14 protein-coding genes are annotated in these 18,785 nt (G+C 65.1%); 8 read left to right on the top strand and 6 right to left on the bottom strand.

Features of this window, described 5'->3' with window-relative positions; all coding sequences use genetic code 11:
* Window positions 1–54 precede the first annotated feature (54 nt).
* The 3 genes from ACLGL5_RS14025 to ACLGL5_RS14015 are packed head-to-tail and all read left to right on the top strand — an operon-like array spanning window position 55 to window position 3,505.
* Window positions 55–1,005: an ABC transporter permease gene (locus tag ACLGL5_RS14025; protein ID WP_069091328.1), complete on the top strand. Its 951-nt coding sequence runs from the start codon at window positions 55–57 to the stop codon at window positions 1,003–1,005.
* Between the two features lie 2 nt (window positions 1,006–1,007).
* A complete protein-coding gene (locus ACLGL5_RS14020; protein WP_141700908.1) occupies window positions 1,008–1,853 on the top strand; it encodes an ABC transporter permease in 846 nt (281 codons plus the stop codon).
* A complete protein-coding gene (locus ACLGL5_RS14015; protein ID WP_069091327.1) occupies window positions 1,850–3,505 on the top strand; it encodes an ABC transporter ATP-binding protein in 1,656 nt (551 codons plus the stop codon). The genes ACLGL5_RS14020 and ACLGL5_RS14015 overlap by 4 nt, the downstream gene beginning before the upstream one ends.
* A 15-nt stretch (window positions 3,506–3,520) precedes the next feature.
* Here the strand turns inward: ACLGL5_RS14015 and ACLGL5_RS14010 are convergent, their stop codons facing one another.
* Window positions 3,521–3,997, bottom strand: coding sequence for an Lrp/AsnC family transcriptional regulator (locus ACLGL5_RS14010; protein ID WP_038644676.1), 477 nt, complete (start codon window positions 3,995–3,997; stop codon window positions 3,521–3,523).
* Window positions 3,998–4,220: 223 nt separating this feature from the next.
* Here ACLGL5_RS14010 and ACLGL5_RS14005 point away from each other — a divergent pair, with 223 nt between their 5' ends.
* Window positions 4,221–5,546 (top strand): NAD(P)/FAD-dependent oxidoreductase, encoded by a 1,326-nt coding sequence (locus tag ACLGL5_RS14005; protein ID WP_069091326.1) that lies wholly within the window; start codon window positions 4,221–4,223, stop codon window positions 5,544–5,546.
* Window positions 5,547–5,584: 38 nt separating this feature from the next.
* Here ACLGL5_RS14005 and ACLGL5_RS14000 read toward each other — a convergent pair whose 3' ends face one another.
* The 5 genes from ACLGL5_RS14000 to ACLGL5_RS13980 all read right to left on the bottom strand — a co-directional run bounded on the left by ACLGL5_RS14000 (window position 5,585) and on the right by ACLGL5_RS13980 (window position 12,311).
* Entirely contained in the window at window positions 5,585–6,952 is a 1,368-nt protein-coding gene (locus tag ACLGL5_RS14000) for an FAD/NAD(P)-dependent oxidoreductase (RefSeq protein ID WP_069091325.1), read from the bottom strand.
* Window positions 6,949–7,251: a (2Fe-2S)-binding protein gene (locus ACLGL5_RS13995; protein WP_019860290.1), complete on the bottom strand. Its 303-nt coding sequence runs from the start codon at window positions 7,249–7,251 to the stop codon at window positions 6,949–6,951. The genes ACLGL5_RS14000 and ACLGL5_RS13995 overlap by 4 nt, the downstream gene beginning before the upstream one ends.
* Window positions 7,248–9,233: a hydantoinase B/oxoprolinase family protein gene (locus tag ACLGL5_RS13990; RefSeq protein WP_069091324.1), complete on the bottom strand. Its 1,986-nt coding sequence runs from the start codon at window positions 9,231–9,233 to the stop codon at window positions 7,248–7,250. Before ACLGL5_RS13990 ends, ACLGL5_RS13995 begins: the two co-directional genes overlap by 4 nt.
* 4 nt (window positions 9,234–9,237) lie before the next feature.
* Window positions 9,238–11,316 carry a hydantoinase/oxoprolinase family protein gene (locus ACLGL5_RS13985; RefSeq protein ID WP_069091323.1) on the bottom strand — a complete coding sequence of 693 codons (2,079 nt, stop codon included), beginning with the start codon at window positions 11,314–11,316 and terminating at the stop codon, window positions 9,238–9,240.
* A gap of 89 nt (window positions 11,317–11,405) precedes the next feature.
* Window positions 11,406–12,311: a LysR family transcriptional regulator gene (locus ACLGL5_RS13980; RefSeq protein WP_069091322.1), complete on the bottom strand. Its 906-nt coding sequence runs from the start codon at window positions 12,309–12,311 to the stop codon at window positions 11,406–11,408.
* A gap of 114 nt (window positions 12,312–12,425) precedes the next feature.
* Between ACLGL5_RS13980 and ACLGL5_RS13975 the strand changes: the two genes are divergently transcribed.
* From ACLGL5_RS13975 to ACLGL5_RS13960, 4 genes are all read left to right on the top strand, one after another.
* Window positions 12,426–13,544, top strand: coding sequence for an NAD(P)/FAD-dependent oxidoreductase (locus tag ACLGL5_RS13975; protein ID WP_069093311.1), 1,119 nt, complete (start codon window positions 12,426–12,428; stop codon window positions 13,542–13,544).
* Between the two features lie 624 nt (window positions 13,545–14,168).
* Window positions 14,169–15,191 (top strand): ABC transporter substrate-binding protein, encoded by a 1,023-nt coding sequence (locus ACLGL5_RS13970; RefSeq protein WP_027047226.1) that lies wholly within the window; start codon window positions 14,169–14,171, stop codon window positions 15,189–15,191.
* Window positions 15,192–15,258: 67 nt separating this feature from the next.
* Window positions 15,259–17,742, top strand: a complete 2,484-nt coding sequence (locus ACLGL5_RS13965; protein ID WP_083246614.1) for an ATP-binding cassette domain-containing protein — start codon at window positions 15,259–15,261, stop codon at window positions 17,740–17,742.
* On the top strand, window positions 17,739–18,764 hold the full coding sequence (locus ACLGL5_RS13960; protein ID WP_069091321.1) for an ABC transporter permease: 1,026 nt from the start codon (window positions 17,739–17,741) through the stop codon (window positions 18,762–18,764). Before ACLGL5_RS13965 ends, ACLGL5_RS13960 begins: the two co-directional genes overlap by 4 nt.
* The last annotated feature ends 21 nt before the right edge of the window (window positions 18,765–18,785 follow it).

Genomic DNA, 18,785 nt, shown 5'->3' with positions numbered 1-18,785 from the left:
CCGGCACCTATTGCGCAACATGGCTTGGCCGAACGCAACCGCAGGAGCGCTTCAATGACGTCTGGGGTTCTAAACCTCGTGCTGAAGCGGCTGGCGATCGCGGTCGTCACGCTTCTGATAGTGCTATTCGCGGTTTTTTTCGCCACCAGCATGTTGCCTGGCGATACCGCCTCGATCCTGCTCGGCCAGGCGGCGACTCCGGAAGCCGTCGCCGGCCTGCGCGATGCCATGCATCTCAACGATCCGGCAATCCTGCGCTTCCTGCGCTGGCTTCTCGGCCTGCTCCACGGTGACCTCGGCACCTCCTATGCCAATGAGATGCCTGTCGCGGCGCTGATCGGCGGGCGCTTTGTCAACACAATGGAGCTCGCCGGCATCACCACCCTGCTCTCGGTGCCGCTGGCGCTGACGCTCGGCATCACCGCCGCCATGCTGCGTGGCTCCCTCTACGACCGAACCGTCACCATCCTTTCGATCGGCGTCATCTCGGTGCCGGAATTCATGGTCGCGACCCTCGCGGTCCTGCTTTTCGCTGTCTATCTCAAATGGCTGCCGGCACTTTCCTCGGTCAATGAGGCGCACACGCTGACCGACCTCGTGCGCATCTATGCAATGCCAGTGATCACACTCACTTTCGTCATCTCCGCACAGATGATCCGCATGACCCGTGCGGCTGTGATCGAAACGCTCTCCACGCCTTATGTCGAGATGGCGCTTCTCAAGGGCGCTTCACGCGGCCGCATGGTGCTCAAGCACGCGCTTCCCAATGCGCTCGGGCCGATCGTCAACGCGGTTGCGCTGTCTTTGTCCTATCTGGTCGGCGGCGTCATCATCGTGGAGACGATCTTCAACTACCCCGGCATCGCCAAGCTGATGGTCGATGCGGTTGCGACCCGCGACCTGCCGTTGATCCAAAGCTGCGCAATGATCTTCTGCCTCGGCTATCTCTTGCTCATCACCGCCGCCGACATTATCGCCATCATGTCCAACCCGAGGCTCAGGTGACAATGGCGCGTGTGGCAGCTTCCCCACGGTCCTTCCTGGGCCACAGCTACAATCTCGTGGGCGTCGTGGCCGCGCTGGTCATCCTGGCGTGGACGCTGATCGCCATCTTCGCGCCCGCCATCATTCCCCATTCGATCGGCGACATAGTCGACGACGACTATTTCGGCCCGATGCGTCAGGGTCTATGGCTCGGCTCCGACTATCTGGGGCGCGACATGCTCTCACGGGTGCTCATGGGCGCGCGCTACACTGTCGGCATATCGCTCGCCGCCGTCGCCATCGCCTGCTTTTCGGGCGTGGTGCTGGGGATGGTCGCGGCCGTCACCGGCGGCTGGCTCGACACCTGCCTAAGCCGATTCCTTGACGCCATGAACTCCATCCCCAGCAAGCTGTTCGGCCTTGTGGTCGTCGCCGCGGTGGGCTCGTCGATCCCGGCGCTGATCCTGACGCTCGCCGTCATCTACATACCCGGCGCCTACCGCTTCGCACGGGCGCTCGCCGTCAACATCAATACCATGGACTTCATGACCGTCGCCCGCGTCCGCGGCGAAAGCACCGCCTATCTCATCGGGTCCGAGATCCTGCCCAACATCATCCGCCCGGTTCTGGCCGATTTTGGCCTGCGCTTCGTCTTCATCGTGCTCTTGCTCTCAGGCCTGTCCTTCCTCGGACTCGGCCTGCAGCCGCCGCTCGCCGACTGGGGCGCCCTGGTACGCGAGAACATCGGCGGCCTGCCCTTCGCGGCTCCCGCCGTCATCATTCCCTCGCTGGCGATCGCCAGTCTCACCATCAGCGTCAACCTGCTGATCGACAACCTGCCGCAGAAGATCAGGGACAGGGACACATGACCAATCTCGTCGAGGTCAGGAACCTGAGGATCGAGGCGACGACGGACGCCGGACGCATCGTCGAAATCATCAAGGGCGTCAGCATCGACATCGCCGACGGCGAGATCGTCGCCCTGATCGGGGAGAGCGGCTCCGGCAAGACAACGGTGGCGCTCTCCCTCATGGGCTATGCGCGGCCCGGCTGCCGGATCACCGGCGGCGAGATCAATGTGAACGGCAAGAACATGGCGGCACTGTCCGAAAAGCAGCGCGCCAAATTGCGCGGCACCGACATTGCCTATGTTCCGCAAAGTGCCGCCGCCTCCTTCAACCCCTCGTCGACGATCATGGAGCAAGTGATCGAGGTCACGCGCATCCACGGCCTTATGCCGCCCGAGCAGGCGCGAAAGCGCGCGGTCGAACTGTTCCGGGCTTTGTCGCTGCCGGATCCGGAAGGGATTGGCGCGCGCTACCCGCACCAGGTTTCAGGCGGGCAATTGCAGCGGCTGTCGGCGGCCATGGCGCTTATCGGCGATCCCAAGCTGGTCATCTTCGACGAGCCAACCACCGCGCTCGACGTGACCACGCAGATCGACGTGCTGAAAGCATTCAAGGCGGTTATGCGGGCGGGTCGGATAGCGGGGGTCTATGTTTCGCACGACCTCGCCGTCGTCGCCCAGATCGCCGACCACATCGTTGTGCTGAAGGGCGGCGAAGTGCAGGAGACCGGCACCACCGCTCAGATTCTTTCGGCCGCCCAGCACCCCTATACGCGCGACCTTTTGGCTGCCTTCGAGCCGAAGCCGCGGCAAGCGCACGCGGACACGGATGCCGGCGCGAAGCCGTTGCTGCGTATCGACAATGTGACCGCCGGCTATGGCGCGGTGCGGGATAACGGGCTGCCACTCATCCGGGCCGTCGATTCCGTCAGCCTGGTCGTCGAGAAGGGACGCAACCTCGGCATTATCGGCGAATCCGGCTGCGGAAAATCGACGCTGGCGCGAGTCATCGCCGGCATCCATCCGGCGGCGGCCGGCGACATCATATTCGACGGCAAAGAACTGCAGCGCGCCGCGGGGAAACGCAGCCAGGACCAGTTGCGCGAGATGCAGATCGTGTTCCAGTATGCCGATACCGCGCTCAACCCGGCCAAGCCTGTGGAGGACATCATTGCCCGGCCGCTGGCCTTCTATCACCAACTCGACAGGCAGGCGCGCTCGAAGCGCGTCGATGAACTGCTCGACATGGTTCGCCTGCCCAGGACGCTGCGCTACCGTCGGCCGTCGGAGCTCTCGGGCGGCCAGAAGCAGCGCGTGAACTTCGCACGCGCCCTGGCGGCCGGCCCTAAGCTCATCATCTGCGACGAAATCACCTCGGCGCTCGACACGGTGGTGGCGGCCGCCGTGATCGAACTGCTCAAGGAGCTGCAGCGCGAGCTGGGCCTTTCCTACATTTTCATCAGCCACGACCTTTCAGTCGTCGAAGCGATCTGCGACGAGATCATGGTCATGTACAATGGCGAGCGGGTCGAGCAGATCACGCCCGACAAACTGAAGGCGCCCACCCACCCTTATTCCAAGCTTCTGTTCTCCTCCGTCCCGAAGCTTGACCCGACGTGGCTCGACGGCCTCGTCCGCGATCCCGAGTTGGTCAGCCAGTACGGCCATCGCTGACAAAACGGCAGAGGCTCACCTCGGAAACAGGCTGGGCAGCGGCATGTGCGCCTTGACGATGGGGGACTTCAGCACGACGAAGCTGAAATACTTGTCGATGCCGATATCCATGTCGGTCAGCCGCTCCATGATCGTCTGGTACTCGGCTATGCCGGCGGTCACGAATTTCATCAAATAGTCGTAGCCGCCCGACACGAGGTGGCATTCGATGACCTGATCGATCTTCTCGACGACGGCGAGAAAGCGGGCGAAGTCCACCTGGCGATGGTTCTTCAAGGTGATTTCGGTGAACACGGTCAGCGTCTGGCCAAGCTTGCCGATATTGACCTGTGCGGAATAGCCCTCAATGTAGCCCTCCGACTGGAGCTTCTTGACCCGCATCAGGCACGGGCTTGGCGACAGATGCACCAGGTCGGCCAATTCCACATTGGTGATGCGGCCGTTCTTCTGCAATTCGTGAAGAATCTTGATATCGATCCGATCCAGCTTCATGGTCGTCTCCGCAGAACGCACGCCACAGCACAAAATGCTGCCTTGCATATAGACATTGACACTACCACAGCCCGTTGGCCTGTCCATCCAAGCGGACAGCGCTTTGAAACGCAGTCGCTCCCGATTTTGACCGAGCTGCCGAAATAAAATTCTGCTTCGGCTTCAACTGCGGCAGCGGCTGCCTGCGCAACACGGTAGATTGGCGCTTCAAGGCAGAGAGACCATGCGCGCGCCGCTACAGCAAATCGAGACATCTGGCGAACTGCCGCGATCCGCGGACGCGGTGGTGATTGGCGGCGGCATCGTGGGTGTCTTCGCGGCCTATTATCTGGCCAGGCGCGGCATGCGGGTCGCGCTTGTCGAAAAAGGGCGCATCGGCGCCGAGCAGTCCTCCAGGAACTGGGGATGGTGCCGCCAGCAGAATCGCGACGCCCGCGAGTTACCGATGGCGACACGCAGCCTCGATTTGTGGGACAGCTTTGCCACGGAAACCGGCGAAGACACCGGCTTTCGCCGATGCGGTTTGCTTTATCTCAGCAATGACGAGGCAGAACTGGCCGGCTGGGCACGCTGGCGTGACTTCGCCAAAACGGCCGGCGTCACCACGCAGATGCTCGACGGCGCCGAGGCCAGCGAGCGGGGCCGTGCCACCGGCCGGGCCTGGAAGGGCGGTGTCTTCTCCCCGACCGACGGCACCGCCGACCCGTCGCGAGCTGCTCCCTCTGTCGCCCGGGCCATCCTCAAGCTCGGGAGCACCGTGCATCAGAATTGCGCCGCGCGCGGCATCGAGACCGAAAGCGGGCGCCTGAGTGGGGTGGTCACCGAAAGCGGAACGATCAGGACGAAGGTGGCAGTGCTCGCCGGCGGCGCCTGGGCTTCGTCCTTTTGCCGGCAGTTTGGCTTCCGCTTTCCGCAAGCATCGATCCGCTCCTCCATCCTGTCCGTCTCGCCAGGCGCGGAAGGTCTGCCGGATGCGCTGCACACGGCAAGGATCTCGGCCACGCGCCGCGGCGATGGCGGCTACACGCTCGCCATAAGCGGACGTGGCCGCGTGGACGTGACGCCGCAGCAATTGCGTTTCTCCTCGCAGTTCCTGCCGATGTTCCTGAAGCGGTGGCGAAGCCTCGCGCCCGGCGGGCTGCAGGGCGTGCGCTCGGGCCACGAAACGCTTCGGCACTGGCGACTCGATCAGCCGACGCCGATGGAGCGGATGCGCATTCTCGATCCGGTTCCGGACCAGGCAACAATCCGCTTGACCCATGCCCGGGCGCTTGAACTTCTGCCCGACCTTCAAAAGACCAGGATCAGCGCGGCCTGGGCCGGCTACATCGACAGCACGCCGGACGGTGTGCCCGCCATCGGCGAGATTCAAAGCGTTCCGGGCTTCTTCCTGGCAGCCGGGTTTTCAGGACACGGCTTCGGCATTGGACCCGGCGCCGGTCACCTCATCGCCGATCTGATGATCGGGTCGCAACCGATCGTCGATCCGAAATCCTACGATCCGCAGCGCTTCGATGTTTCGGCCTGGGGAAAGGTCGCCGATTTCTAAGACGTGACCGATGCCGAGGCGCGGTTTTCGCAATGGCATCAGCCCTTCCGGAGAAAGGCGTCGACAGGCGCAGGCCGCGCAGGGGCCTGCCCGCGAAACCGGCCGACGGCGTCGGGCGTGCAGCCGGCGTGCGCCGCTGCGAGTTCGACGGCCGCCAACTGGCAGTAGCGCCCCTGGCAGCGGCCCATGCCTACGCGCGACAGCGACTTCACCCGGTTGGCCTCGCCGCCGCCGAAATCCAGACTCTGGCGTACCTCTCCGGCAGTTACGTTCTCGCAGCGGCAGACGATCGCGGCGTCGGGGAGCGCCCGCACCATCGCTGCCGGCCAGGGAAAAGCGCAAGCCAGGCCGTGGGCAAAGCGCTCTAGCCGCGCAAGCTCACGCAGATCGGCCGCGTTGGAGGGCGCTGGAAATCCAAGATCGGCAAGGCATGCCGCCGCCGCGAGACGCCCAGCGATCTCCGCGCCGTCCGCTCCCAGAAGACGAACCCCATCGCCCGCAAGATAGACTCCGTTGCCGGCGCGACCCATCCGGTCTGTCTTTGGCAGCCATTGCCGCCACTGCTCGTCGTAGGTGAAGGCGCATCCCGCCAGATCGGCCAGGTGCGTCTCCGCCCGCAGGTGCCAACCCATGCCTATCGTGTCACATGGAGTGAAGCGCTGCCTTCCGCCGGCGTCGCGCCAGCGCATCGCCGTGACACCTTGCCCGTCGGCCTCGATCTTTTCGAGACTGACGCCTGCGTGATAGCGACCGCCGAGCCTTGCCCGCAGGGCGAGGCCGCGCAGTGCGACGAACGGCCGGGCGGCCAGCTTCCAGAGCCCGCGCATCTGCTGATCCCAGGGAGAGGTGTCGAGCACCGCCGCCACATCCGCTCCAGCCTTGACGAGTTGGGCACCGACCAGCGACAGCAGAGGCCCTGACCCCATCAGGACGATCCGCCGCCCGAGCGCCACGCCCTGCGCCTTGAGCGCGATCTGCGCCGCGCCAAGGCTATAGACACCGGCACTCTGCCAGCCCGGGACTGGAGCGACACGATCGGACGCGCCCGTCGCGAGGATCAGACGGTCATAGAAGATCATCTGCACGCCGCCCTCGCCCAGCACGTGCAGCCGCCCCGCCTGCACGGCGATGACCGAGCTTCCCGTGCAATGGGTGAGTCGCCCGTCGGCCGCCAACCGGTCGAAGACCGCATGCAGCGCACGCGCCTTCGCCGCCTCCGACCCATAGAGGTGCTCCGGCGTGCGGACGAACCCGTCAGGCGGGCGACGATAGATCTGGCCGCCGGCGCGCTGCCCTTCGTCGATCACAACCGGATGGAGCCCCGCATCGACCAGCGCCGCCGCCGCCCTTATGCCGGCGGGACCAGCGCCGACGATCACGATCCGCGTCGACGGGGCCTCACTCACGGCCAATTCTCCGGCGGCGTGGTGCGCAACCGCATGCCTTCGGCGATCAGGGTTGTGCACGCCCGCAGGCGCGGTCCCTCCTCCTGCCACACCCAGCAATCCTGGCAGGCCCCCATCAGGCAGAAGCCGGCGCGCGGCTCAGGCCCGAACTCGGACATCCGCAAGGCATGCCCTGACGCCAGCATCGCGGTCAGCACAGTGTCGCCCTCGAGCGCCCTACGGATCTGCCCGTCAAAAAAGAAATGCACCCCCGCCCGGTCGCGCTCGGCCAGCCGAACGATACGGCCGGTGGTGATCATTCCGCGGCCTCGCGCACGGGGAGAGGACGCGGCAGTTCGGGGAAGCGTTCGCAAACGGCATCGAAAGCCGCCTGAACACCCTCCGACCCGGAGCGTCCCTTCATGCGGCGGAAGATCTCCGTCTTGGCGAAGAACCGCCAATGGATCGGCAAGTCCCTTAGTATGGCGGTGAGCCGGTCATAGGCTGGCGGCGTCCACTGCGCCTCGTAGCCTTCGCGCTCCGGACCGAAATGGAAATGGCCGGTGGCCGGCTCGTGATGCGCGCGCACTTGCCCCGTTGCCTGCTCGTCAACCTCGTCGCCACGGAGGACGACGCCATAGTCGCGTTCGGCCGCACCCGGCGAAAGATAGCCGCGCCGCACATCCTGCGCGACCCGCCAGGGCTCGCGTTCATACGGATCGCCGCGCCCACCGCCTCCGGCGGAGCGGATCTCGAGCACGTCGCCGGGCTGCAGGACCGCAGTGTCGATATTGCCCAGCGGCCGCTCCCGCTCGCTGCCCGGATTGACGACCATGTCCGACAGTCCGGCGGCCTTGCCGCCCAGCACACCCCAGGGACGGAAGAAACTGCGGTCGCGGTTGCGCGCCGTGATCCTGGAGTCTGGGGCAAAGACGCGAAAGGCCATCTCGGTCGCCAGCCCGCCGCGCCAGCGGCCCGCGCCACCACTATCCCTGGCGAGCCCGTATCTCACGAATTCGATTGGGGTCTCGGTCTCGGTGATCTCGATCGGCGTGTTCTTGAGGTAGGCGGCATCCGCGCCAGAGCCGTTGGTGCCGTCGCGATGCGGCATCGCGCCGCCGCCGCCCACGACCGGGTTCACCGCCGCGATGACGGTGCGGCTGGTGCGCTCGTCCGTGGTCATGACGTTGACGATGCAGTTGTTGCCGGCCGGAGCCGCGGGCAGGCGCTCCGGCACGGCTTGCGAGAAGGCGCCGAAGATGACCGACCGCAGCCGGGCGCAGGTGAGCGAGCGCATGCCAACCGCGGCGGGATGCACAGGATTCAGCACCGACCCAGTGGGTGCGATGCAGGTGAACGGCCGGGTGAGGCCTGTGTTGAGCAGGATCTTTGGGTTCAGCGTATAAAGCACATAGTAGACACCCACCAGCAGCATAGTGTGACGCGGATCGCCGCCCGAAGGCACGTTGAGCGAGGAACCGAGTTGCGGATCGGAGCCGGTGAAGTCTAGCACCGCCTCGTCGCCCTTGATCGTCAGCGTCAGCTTCAGCCGGCATGGATTGGCCTCGACCGAATCCTCGTCGGCGTAGTCGGCGAATTCCCAGGTGCCGTCGGGCATGGCGCGCAGCACGTCGCGCGCTTGCGCCTCCGCATGGTCGAGAAGCGCCGAAACACCTTCGATGAAACCGGCCTTGCCAAACTTCCGCACCATCGCCTGGATCTTGCGCTCGCCGGTGTTGAGCGCCCCGACCAGCGCCTTGATGTCGCCGATGTTGAGGTCGGGCTTGCGCACATTGGTGCTCATGATCCGCAGGATCATCTCGTCGAAGACACCTTCCCGCACCAGCTTCATCGGCGGAAAGCGGATGCCTTCCTGATGGATTTCGGTCAGCGCCCGGCTGAGCGACGCCGGCACCGCCCCACCCATGTCGGTGTTGTGGATATGCCCACCGGTCCAGGCGACAATCTCGCCGTCGACGAAGACCGGCTTCCACAGATGCGTGTCGGGCGCGTGCGTGGCGACGTGGCCGGAATAGGGATCGTTGGTGAAGGCAATGTCGCCGGGCCGGTAGTCGCCGACCATCGCAATGGCGCGGTGATAGGAAAGCCCCGGATACCAGGTGGCGCCAAGCTCCATCGGCACGGCGAAGGTCGCTCCCGACCGATCCATCAGCATCACCGTAAAATCCTGCGTCTCCTTGACGAAGGCGGAGTGCGCGGTGCGATGCAGCGTATGGGCCATGTTCTCGGCGGCCGCGCGGGCATGGTTGGCCAGAACCTGGAGGTTTGTACGGTCAAACATGGCGTCACTCCGCGAAGGTCAGCAGAAGGTTGAGATGGCGGTCTACCCGTGCCTGCGCTCCGGCGGGAATGGCTAAGGTAGTGTCTTCCTGAACGACCACGGCAGGCCCGTGGAACATGCTGCCCGGCACGAGGGCCTGGCGGTCGTGGAGGTCGACCGTTTCGACGCGGAGGCCCGTATAGACCGGGAGCCGGCGCGCCGGGATGGCCGCAACGTCCACTTCTTCGGTCTCCGGGAGGGAGAGTTTCGGCCCAGCGCCTATAGCGGACAGCCTGATATCCACAAGCTCGACCTCGCCATCCGGGTCATGGAAATCGTAAAGCCTCTGATGGGTAAGATGGAAGGCCTGCTCGATCGGGGCTACGTCGTCGCCCGTCAGCCATTCCGGCGAAAGGACGACCTCGATCTCATAGCTTTGGCCGAAGTAGCGCATGTCGCAGGAGAGAGTGAGTTCCGCCGCCGCGTCGTGGCCCTGCGCCGCAAGCCAGCCGCGGCCCTCATGCGCGAGCGTCTCGAAGGCCTTGCGAATTGTCGGGAGCGTAGCGCCCGACAGCGGGGTGAAGACCGTGCGGATGAAGTCGCCGCGCAGATCCGCCACCAGGCCGCCCAGCGCCGACACCACGCCGGGGCGGCGGGGCGCCATGACGCGCTTCATCCCGAGTTCACGGGCAAGGAAGGCGCCGAGCATGGGGCCGCCGCCGCCGAAGGGCATCAGCGTGAAATCGCGCAAGTCGACGCCGGCGCGCGAGGCGAGTTTCTCGACCTCGACGAACATTTCCGACACCGCGATGTCGAGGATCGCCTGCGCCGTCTGCTCGATCGGGCGGCCGAGCCGGGCGGCAAGGTCGCCAACCGCGCGATGCGCCAGTTGGGTATCGATCCTGAGCTGGCCGTAGGCCATCTCGCTGTGGCCAAGCCATCCGCACACCACCATGGCGTCCGTCACCGTCGCGCGTTCGCCGCCACGGCCATAGCAGGCTGGTCCAGGCGTCGAGCCGGCCGACTCCGGCCCGACCCGCAGCACCCCTTGCGCGTCGACACTGGCGATCGAGCCGCCGCCGACGCCGATCGAGCTCACTGACACGGACGGGATATGGAGCGGAAATTCGCCGATCAGTTCACCGGTGCCGAACTGCGGCTCGCCATCGATGATGAGCGCGAAGTCGGCCGAGGTCCCGCCAATGTCGAGGGTAAGGACCTTGTCCTCGCCTGCCTGGCGCGCCAGCCACGAGGCGCCGATGACGCCGGAGGCCGTTCCCGACAAAAGCATGTTCACGCAGGCGCGCTTGCCTTCGGCAGCGTTCATCAGCCCGCCGTTCGACTTTGTCAGCATCGGACGGGCCGGCACGCCGCGGTCCTTCAGCCGCTCTTCCAGCGCCGTCAGATAGCCCGAGACGCGCGGATGGACATAGCCATTGAGGATAGCGGTCGAGGTGCGTTCATATTCGCGGATGACAGGCCACACCTCGGCCGAAGAGAAGACGAAGAGGTCTGGCGCGAGACGCGCGATCGTTGCCTTGACGGCGGCCTCCTGCGCGGCATTGCGCCATGAATGGAGGAAGGAGACGATGATCCCCTGCGCCCCATTCGCTTTCGCCGCCGCCACCGCGCTGGCCACCCCCGCCATATCAGGCGCCTGGGATTCGCTCCCATCGGCACGCATGCGAGCCGGGATGCCGAACACCATGTCGCGCGAGATCAGCGGGTCCGGCCGCGAGCAGAACAGCGAATACATGTCCGGCATGCGCAACCGCGCGAGTTCGATCACGTCCTCGAAGCCGGCATTGGTGAACAGCGCCAGCGGCGCGCCCTTGCGCTGGATGATGGTGTTGATGCCGACGGTCGTGCCGTGCACGAAACGCGTCATACGGTTGGGGTCAAAGCCTTCGCGCTCGGCAAGAAGCCTGAGGCCCGTCATCAGCTCGGCGCCCGGATCCTCCGGCGTCGTCAGCACTTTCAGCGAGGCGACGTGCCCGGAATTGGCTTCGAGCGCGCAGAAATCGATGAATGTGCCACCGATATCGACGCCGACCTTCCAGTCGGCTTCGTTCCGCGCCTCGTCCGCCGCGATGGAACCATCCATGATACGTCCCTTCCTGTGTGCCAACCAAAGCTGACACGACAGGATGGCCAGGGTCCAAGACGTATGACGAGGAACGATATAAGTCTTACTTATGCCCCTGTCTTGTCGTCGCCCAGCACAACGGAACAGGCCGCGCGAATCTGGTCGCGCATCATCTCATCGGCACGCGAAAGAGCCCGTGTGCGCGAGGTGAGCAGCGCGATCGGGAATTCCGGGCCATTCGAGAGAGGCCGGACGGCAAGCCCGGCAAACTGGTGCCAGGGCAGCAGCGCATCGACGAGGGCGATCCCCAAACCGGCCTGGACGAAGCCAACCGCCGAAATGGAGACATCGATCTCGAGCGATGGCGAAACCTCCACACCTTGTGCGCGCGCGGCATGGGCCAGTTCGTCGGCGGGGCGGGTGTTTCCACGATAGGATATCAATTCCTCTCCGGCGAGATCGGAGAGCGTCAGCTCGGTTTTCCCGGCCAACGCATGCCCGATGGGCAGCAAGCAGGCGAAGCCGACGCTGCCGAGCACCTCCGCCTCGATGTCGGGAGGCAGGCGGTCGTCCAAGGCCACGCCAAGGCTGGCATCGCCGGCGCGCAGCATGTCGACGATGGCGGCGATCGGCGCCATGTGGGAGCGCAGCAAAATATCGGGATGCCGCGCCCGGAAGCTGGTGAAAGCGCGCGGCAAGATCGCCAGGGCCGGCGGCGGCGAGGCCGCGACCCGGACCAGCCCCGTCCGACCCAGACGCAGGTCAGTGGTCTTGCGGCGCAAGCCCTCCAACCCCGCCGATAGACGCTCGGCATCGGCGAATATCTCGAGCGCCTCCGGGGTTGGCCGCAGCCGGCCCTTGATGCGCTCGAATAACGTGAAGCCGAGTTCGTCCTCGGTGTGGAGCAGGATCTGGCTGAGTGCGGGTTGGGAGATGTTCAGCATCCGCGCCGCGGCAGTCACGGTACCCGCGCGCATGACGGCGATGAACACTTCGAGCTGACGGGCCCGCATTGCCACTCCATAGGTCAAGCTTATGGCTGTTGTCCAAACCCATCTTTGACGCAACGAAGCGGTGCCGACAAGATCGGCGACTTCAGGATCATTCGCTCCGCGCAGGGAACAACCATGGATGTGATCGTGCTGGGCGGTGGATTGATGGGGACGGCTTCGGCCTATTTCCTCGCCAGGCGCGGTGCGCACGTGACGCTGATCGAGCGCAACCGGGTCGGCACCGGAGCGACCGTCGCTTCCTTCGGCAACATCCGGCGCACGGGGCGTCATCTGTCCCAACTTCCGCTGGCCCATCGCTCGCTTGAGCTGTGGCGAGAGGCCGATCAGATGCTGGGCCGTGACGTGGAATTCCGCGCCACCGGTCATATCCGGCTGATCTTTGATGAAGGTAGTCTTGCCGACATGCGGGCTTATGCCGAGGCGGCGCGACCTTGGGGGCTTGAACTGGAGGAACTCGGACAGCGCGAAACCTCCTCCCGGTTTCCCGGCCTCGGCCCTGACGCGATCGCCGCGTCGTTCTCGCCGCATGACGGCAGCGGCAATCCCCGACTGATCGCGCCGGCCTTCGCCGAAGCCGCCCGCAAGCTTGGCGTGGCGATCGTCGAGGATGCTGAAATCGACACGATCAGGCGCTCAGGGTCCGGGTTCGTTGTGGTATGTTCCAAAGGTACATTCGCCGCCGAGTGTCTGCTCAATACCGCCGGGGCCTGGGGCGCGCGCGTCGCCGCGCAGTTCGGCGAAGAGGTTCCGCTCGACGCCTGCGGTCCGCAGATGGGCGTGACCGAGCCGCTGCCGCACCGGATTCTGCCGGTGATCGGCATCTGGACGCGCGACAAGGACCATGGCGCCTATCTGCGTCAGGTCGAGCGGGGCAACATCGTCTTCGGCGGCGCAGCCGAAAGGGTACCGGTGGACCTCGATCCAGGTCATGCGGTCGCCGATCCCAAGCGCCTTCCGCTGCAATTGCGCGCGGTCGCGCGACTGCTGCCGGCAATCGCGCAGGTCGCGGTCATCCGCACCTGGTCCGGCTGCGAGGGTTATGTGCGCGACATGCTGCCGGTCATGGGACGCTCGGCGACGACGCCAGGCCTGTTCCATGCCTTCGGCTTCAGCGGACATGGCTTCCAGCTTGGTCCGGGCGTCGGCGACGCCATGGCCGAACTCATCATGACCGACCGTTGCGAAACACCGCTCGACGATTTCAGGGTTGATCGCTTCGGCCGCGCAGCCTGATCGAGCAACTGACGACATCCGCGCCACGATGGTTCTCTTGGCCGCGAAAGGCGGGAGGTTACATGCGCCTTCGGGCATGACAATCTCAGGCGAAGAGGTGACGCTGTAAGGCGCGAACTTTTCTCAACGACCTTAGCCACCAACCCTGGCACCGGCGGCGTGCACGGCCGAAATCGGAACCGACCTAGTCGTAAACATTGCCGCCGATTGCCGCACGCATCGTTACAGGGTCTTTCGGTCCAACATCAGAGTTCTTTCGCGTCATCCCGTATCGTACCGCAACTCTCGTGCGCACAGGTGACTTTAGCTGGCATTGAATGCCACCTCGCAACAAGAGCGGCCCGTTCCGAACCATTCTGGAATGACCGCATTGGGGGCGTTTCGCATAAGGAAGGCTCGACCTGACCCTCGGGATCCGGGCTTGTCTGACCAGACGACATGCCAATTCAACGGGATTGCTTGATTGCTTGGCCGGCGCTTTTCACCCGGCGACCCCGAGCAGGCAGCAAAGCCCTTGTCTATTTGGTATGCTGGTATAATATGTACCTGACATAGCGTGTCCCCAAGGGTTCCGCTGTGCTCGTGTGGCAAGCCAAGCCGATCGTGTTTTTGGGAGGAAATACCATGAAATTTACAATCGTGGCGGCGCTCGCCAGCGCTGCGATGATGGGCGTTGCTGTGATGCCGGCAATGGCATCTTCGGACGCGCCGGTCATCGCGCTCACTAACGCCTATTACGGCAACACCTGGCGGCATCAGATGGTGGAGGCTTTCGAAGCGTCGGCCAAGGAAGCGAAGGCGGCTGGGCAGATCGCCGATTACATCGTCATGAATGGCGATGGTTCGGTGGCGCAGCAGAACAGCCAGATCGCCGAACTGATCCTCAAGAAGGTCGACGTGCTCGCCGTCGACGCCGCCTCGGAAACCGCGGTCAACGGCATCATCGAGAAAGCCTGCAAGGCCGGCATCATCGTCGTCTCCTTCGATTCTGTCGCGTCTGCGCCCTGCAACTACCAGCTCAATTTCGACTTCAAGGGCTACAAGGCGACCCAGGCGGAAGCTGTGTTCAAGATGCTCGGCGGCAAGGGCAACGTCATCCAGGTGCGCGGCGTCAAGGGCTCGGCCCCGGACAACGACATGTTCAACGCGCAGCAATCGGTGCTGGCGAAATATCCCGACATCAAGGTTGTCGCCACCGTCTATGGCCAGGCAACCGCCTCGGTGGCGCAGGCGGCCATCGCCAATGTCCTGCCCTCGCTGCCGCATGTCGATGCGGTGCTCGGCCAGGGCGGCAGCGACGATGTCGGCATTGCCCAAGCCTTCGTCCAGTATGGCGGCGAGTACAAGGACAAGATGCCGATCATCGAGGGCGGCGGCGGTACCGACTTCGTCAAATGGTGGGCCGACGAGAACGCCAAGAACAGCTACCAGACCGTCTCCATGAACACGACGCCGGGCATTGGCGGCGCTGCTTTCTGGCTCGGCCTGTCCCTGCTCAAAGGCGCCAAGGCGCCCAAGATGATGATCATGCCGGTCGCAACAGTCGATGCCAGCAACCTCAAGGAATACGCCAAGCTGCCAGGCGGCCAGATCATCAGCCCCAGCTATTCGCTCGACTGGGTCAAGCAGAATTTGCTGAGCAAGTAACGCGACAAGCACAAGGGATCGGACCGCCGAAAGCGCCCGATCCCCGACCGTGAAGAACGGAGGACGAATGTCCCACCTTGCCGTTGCCGATCAGAAGGGTGCAGCCGCCATGGCGCCCGCCTTTTCGATCCGGCAGGAAATCGTCTCGCTTTCACAGATCACCAAGAGCTTCGGGCCGACGCTGGCGAACGCCGAGATCGACCTCGCCGTTTCGGCCGGCGAGATCATCGGACTCGTCGGCGGCAACGGCGCCGGCAAATCGACCCTGATGCGCATTCTTTGCGGCACGATGTGGCCGACCCTCGGCTCGATCTCGTTCGCGGGCCAGATGCTCAGCTTCGCCGACTACAACACGATGGAAGCGCAACGGCGCGGCATCCGCATGGTGCATCAGGAACTGTCGCTGTGCGCCAATCTGTCCGTGGCAGAGAACTTCTTTCTGGAGACGCCGCAGGACGCGGCCAGCCGGCCCGGCTGGCGGATGCTTTTCAGAGGCCGCGCACGCTCGGCGCTTGATGCCGTCTTTCCCGGCAACGGCATCGATGTGAATGCGGAAGTCGGCCAGCTGTCCATCGCCGAGCGGCAGATGGTCGAGATCGCGCGTGCCGCCGCCACACCCGGCGTCAGGCTGATCGTTCTCGATGAGCCGACCTCGTCGCTCGATCTCGATCGCTCCAAGCAGTTGCGGGCCTTCATCCGCGAGCGGGCCGAGGCCGGGCTCGCCTTCATCTTCATCAGCCACAAGCTGCAGGAAATCATCGACATCGCCGCGCAGGTTGTCGTGCTGCGCAACGGACGCATCGCCTGGCGCGGCGACGTGGCGGACACCTCGATAAGCAAGCTGGTGCAGCTCATGGGCGGCGACGCAAACTCGATCCACCAGCATGGCGCCACCGTCGCCAGCACCGGAGGCGCATTGGTGGGGCTGTCCGGGGCGCTGACATCCGAACTCGGCCGCGACATCGAGATCGCGCGCGGTGAGATCGTCGGACTGGCGGGGCTCGAGGGCAGCGGCCAGAAGGAGTTGCTGCACGCCATCTTCAAGCCCAATCCGGCGAAGGATGCCGCCGTCACCCGGTCTGGCGAAGCCGGCTTCATTGCAGGCGACCGCCAAAAGGAAGGCGTATTCCCGCTGTGGAGCGTGCTGGGCAACATCTCCATCGGCAGCCTTGCGCGCCGCCCGTCGCTGGGCCTGGTCTCGAACCGGGTCAATCGCGAGGCCGCGGCCGACGCCGCCGGCCGGCTGCGGCTCGACGAAAACCGCTTCGGGTCCAACATTCTGGAGCTGAGCGGCGGCAACCAGCAAAAGGCGCTGGTTGCCCGTGCGCTGGTCGCCGATACGCCGATCATCCTGCTCGACGATCCGACGCGCGGCGTCGACATCGCCACCAAGCAGGATTTCTACCGGCTCTGCAACGACATCGCACGCAGCGGGCGGACACTCGTCTGGCATACGACCGAGGACGCCGAATTGCTGGCTTGCGACCGCGTGCTGGTCTTTGCCGGCGGCCGGATCGTCAAGGAACTGACCGGCGAGGCGATCACCGAAGCGGCGATCGTCGGGGCGTCTTTCGTCCAGCCGACGGACAAGCGCATCGACGCCGCGCACGGCAAGGCCGGCGCGGCCGGGCTTGTCCGCGGGCTGGTGAACGCAGCCCCCTTCATCGGCCTCGCCGCCGTGCTGGCGGTGATGGTCTCGGCCAATCCGGCGGTCGCCTCGATCTTCGGCCTCGACCTGCTCTTGATGCCGGCGCTGTCACTGGTGCTGGTAACGGCGGCGCAGATGTTCATCGTCGGCGGCAGCGAAATCGATCTCGGCGTCGGCGCGTTCGCCGGGCTGATCAGCGTGCTCAGCGCCACGCTGCTCTACGATCAGCCATGGCTCGGCGCGCTAGCGCTTTTTGTGGCAGTGGCCGCCTATGCTGGTCTCGGCGGGCTAATCCAGGCACGAAAGATCCCGGCGATCGTCGTCACGCTCGGCGCCTCCTTCATCTGGGTGGGGCTGGGCTATGCGCTGCAGCCGACGCCAGGCGGCGCCAGCCCTGAATGGCTTACGGCGCTATTCGGCTGGTCGCTCGACTTCTTGCCGACATCTATCATCCTCATCGCGGCGGTCGCCCTGGTGGTCTTGACGATCGACCGGTTGCCACTCGGCGTGGTGCTGCGCGGCTTCGGCAACAATCCGACGGCAATGGTCCGCTCGGGCTGGTCGCCAACACGCTACGCGCTGGTGCGCTATCTCATCGGCGGGCTGTTCGCCGCGGCCGCCGGCCTGTCACTGACGGCGATCAACACGGCGAGCGACATCAACTCGGGCAATTCGTTCACGCTGCTCAGCGTCGCCGCCGTGGTGATGGGCGGCTGCTCGCTGCTTGGCGGTATCGTCTCGCCGGTCGGCGCCATCGCCGGCGCGGTGACGCTGTCGCTGATCGGCGCACTGCTCGGCACGCTCAATGTCAGCAGCGACTTCAACGCCGCGACGCAAGGGCTGATCCTGATCGCGCTCCTGACGTTGCGCGGCCTGACCGCGGACCGCGAGAGCGAACAATGAACGCGTTGTCCGCCTTCACTCTTTGGGCCCAGAAAAACCGCTGGGTCTGGGCAGCGATCGGCGTGCTCCTGCTCTGGCTCGTGCTCTCTGTGGTCACCAACCGGTTCAGCCTGTCCAGCCTGTCAGGCATCGTGCTGTCGGCCTCGTTCCTGACCGTCGTCGGCATCGGTCAGATGTTCGTCGTCACCACAGGGCGCGGCAACATCGATCTTTCCGTCGCCTCGGTGATCACGCTCAGCGCCTTCGTCGCGCTGCTCACCATCAAGGGCCAGGATGCCAATCTTGCCATTGGCGTCACGGCTGCCGTCCTGCTCGGTCTCGCGGTCGGGCTGCTCAATTCGCTGCTTGTCGTCGGCCTCGGCATTCCGGCGATTATCGCGACGCTCGCCACCGGCTATGTGCTGGCGACCGCGACGCTGCTGTCGAACAAGGCAATCCCCGGCTTTGCCGTCAGCCCGGCGCTCAAGGATCTGGCGACGGGCCGCATCTCGGGCGTTCCGATCATGGCCATCATCGCCATCCTCGGCGTAGCGGCGGCTTCCTTTGTGCTGCGCTGCACCGTGTTCGGGCAGCTCCTGTCGGCGGTCGGCCAGAACCGCGCGGCCGCCCGGCTCGCCGCCATCAGGAATGGCCGGGTGATCGCGGCGGCCTTCATCATCTCGTCGGTGCTGGCCTCGCTCGATGGCCTGCTGCTCGGCGCCTATATCGGCGGCGCCTTCCTCGAAATGGGCCAGCCCTATCTGTTGCAGTCGATCGCCGCCGTGGTGCTCGGCGGCACGCTGATCTTCGGCGGCTCGGCGACCGCGCTCGGCACCCTGTTCGCCAGCATCCTGCTCATCCTGATCGTGACGACCATGCAGATTATCGGGCTGCCGCCCGGCGCCCAGGACATCGTCCAGGGCATCGTCGTCATCTTTGTCCTGGCGCTTGCCGGTCGACAGGTATTGGCGCGGCGCACCACTGCCGAGCCCGCAGATGGAGCGACGCCGCAGGCAGAGGCGGCCGCGTCGTTGCCGGAGTGACCAGCCAGGCCGACAATTCCA

The sequence above is a fragment of the Mesorhizobium sp. U510 genome (assembly GCF_059180695.1).
Note: the sequence above shows the minus strand (reverse complement) of the source record. Positions and strands in the feature narration are given on the sequence as shown.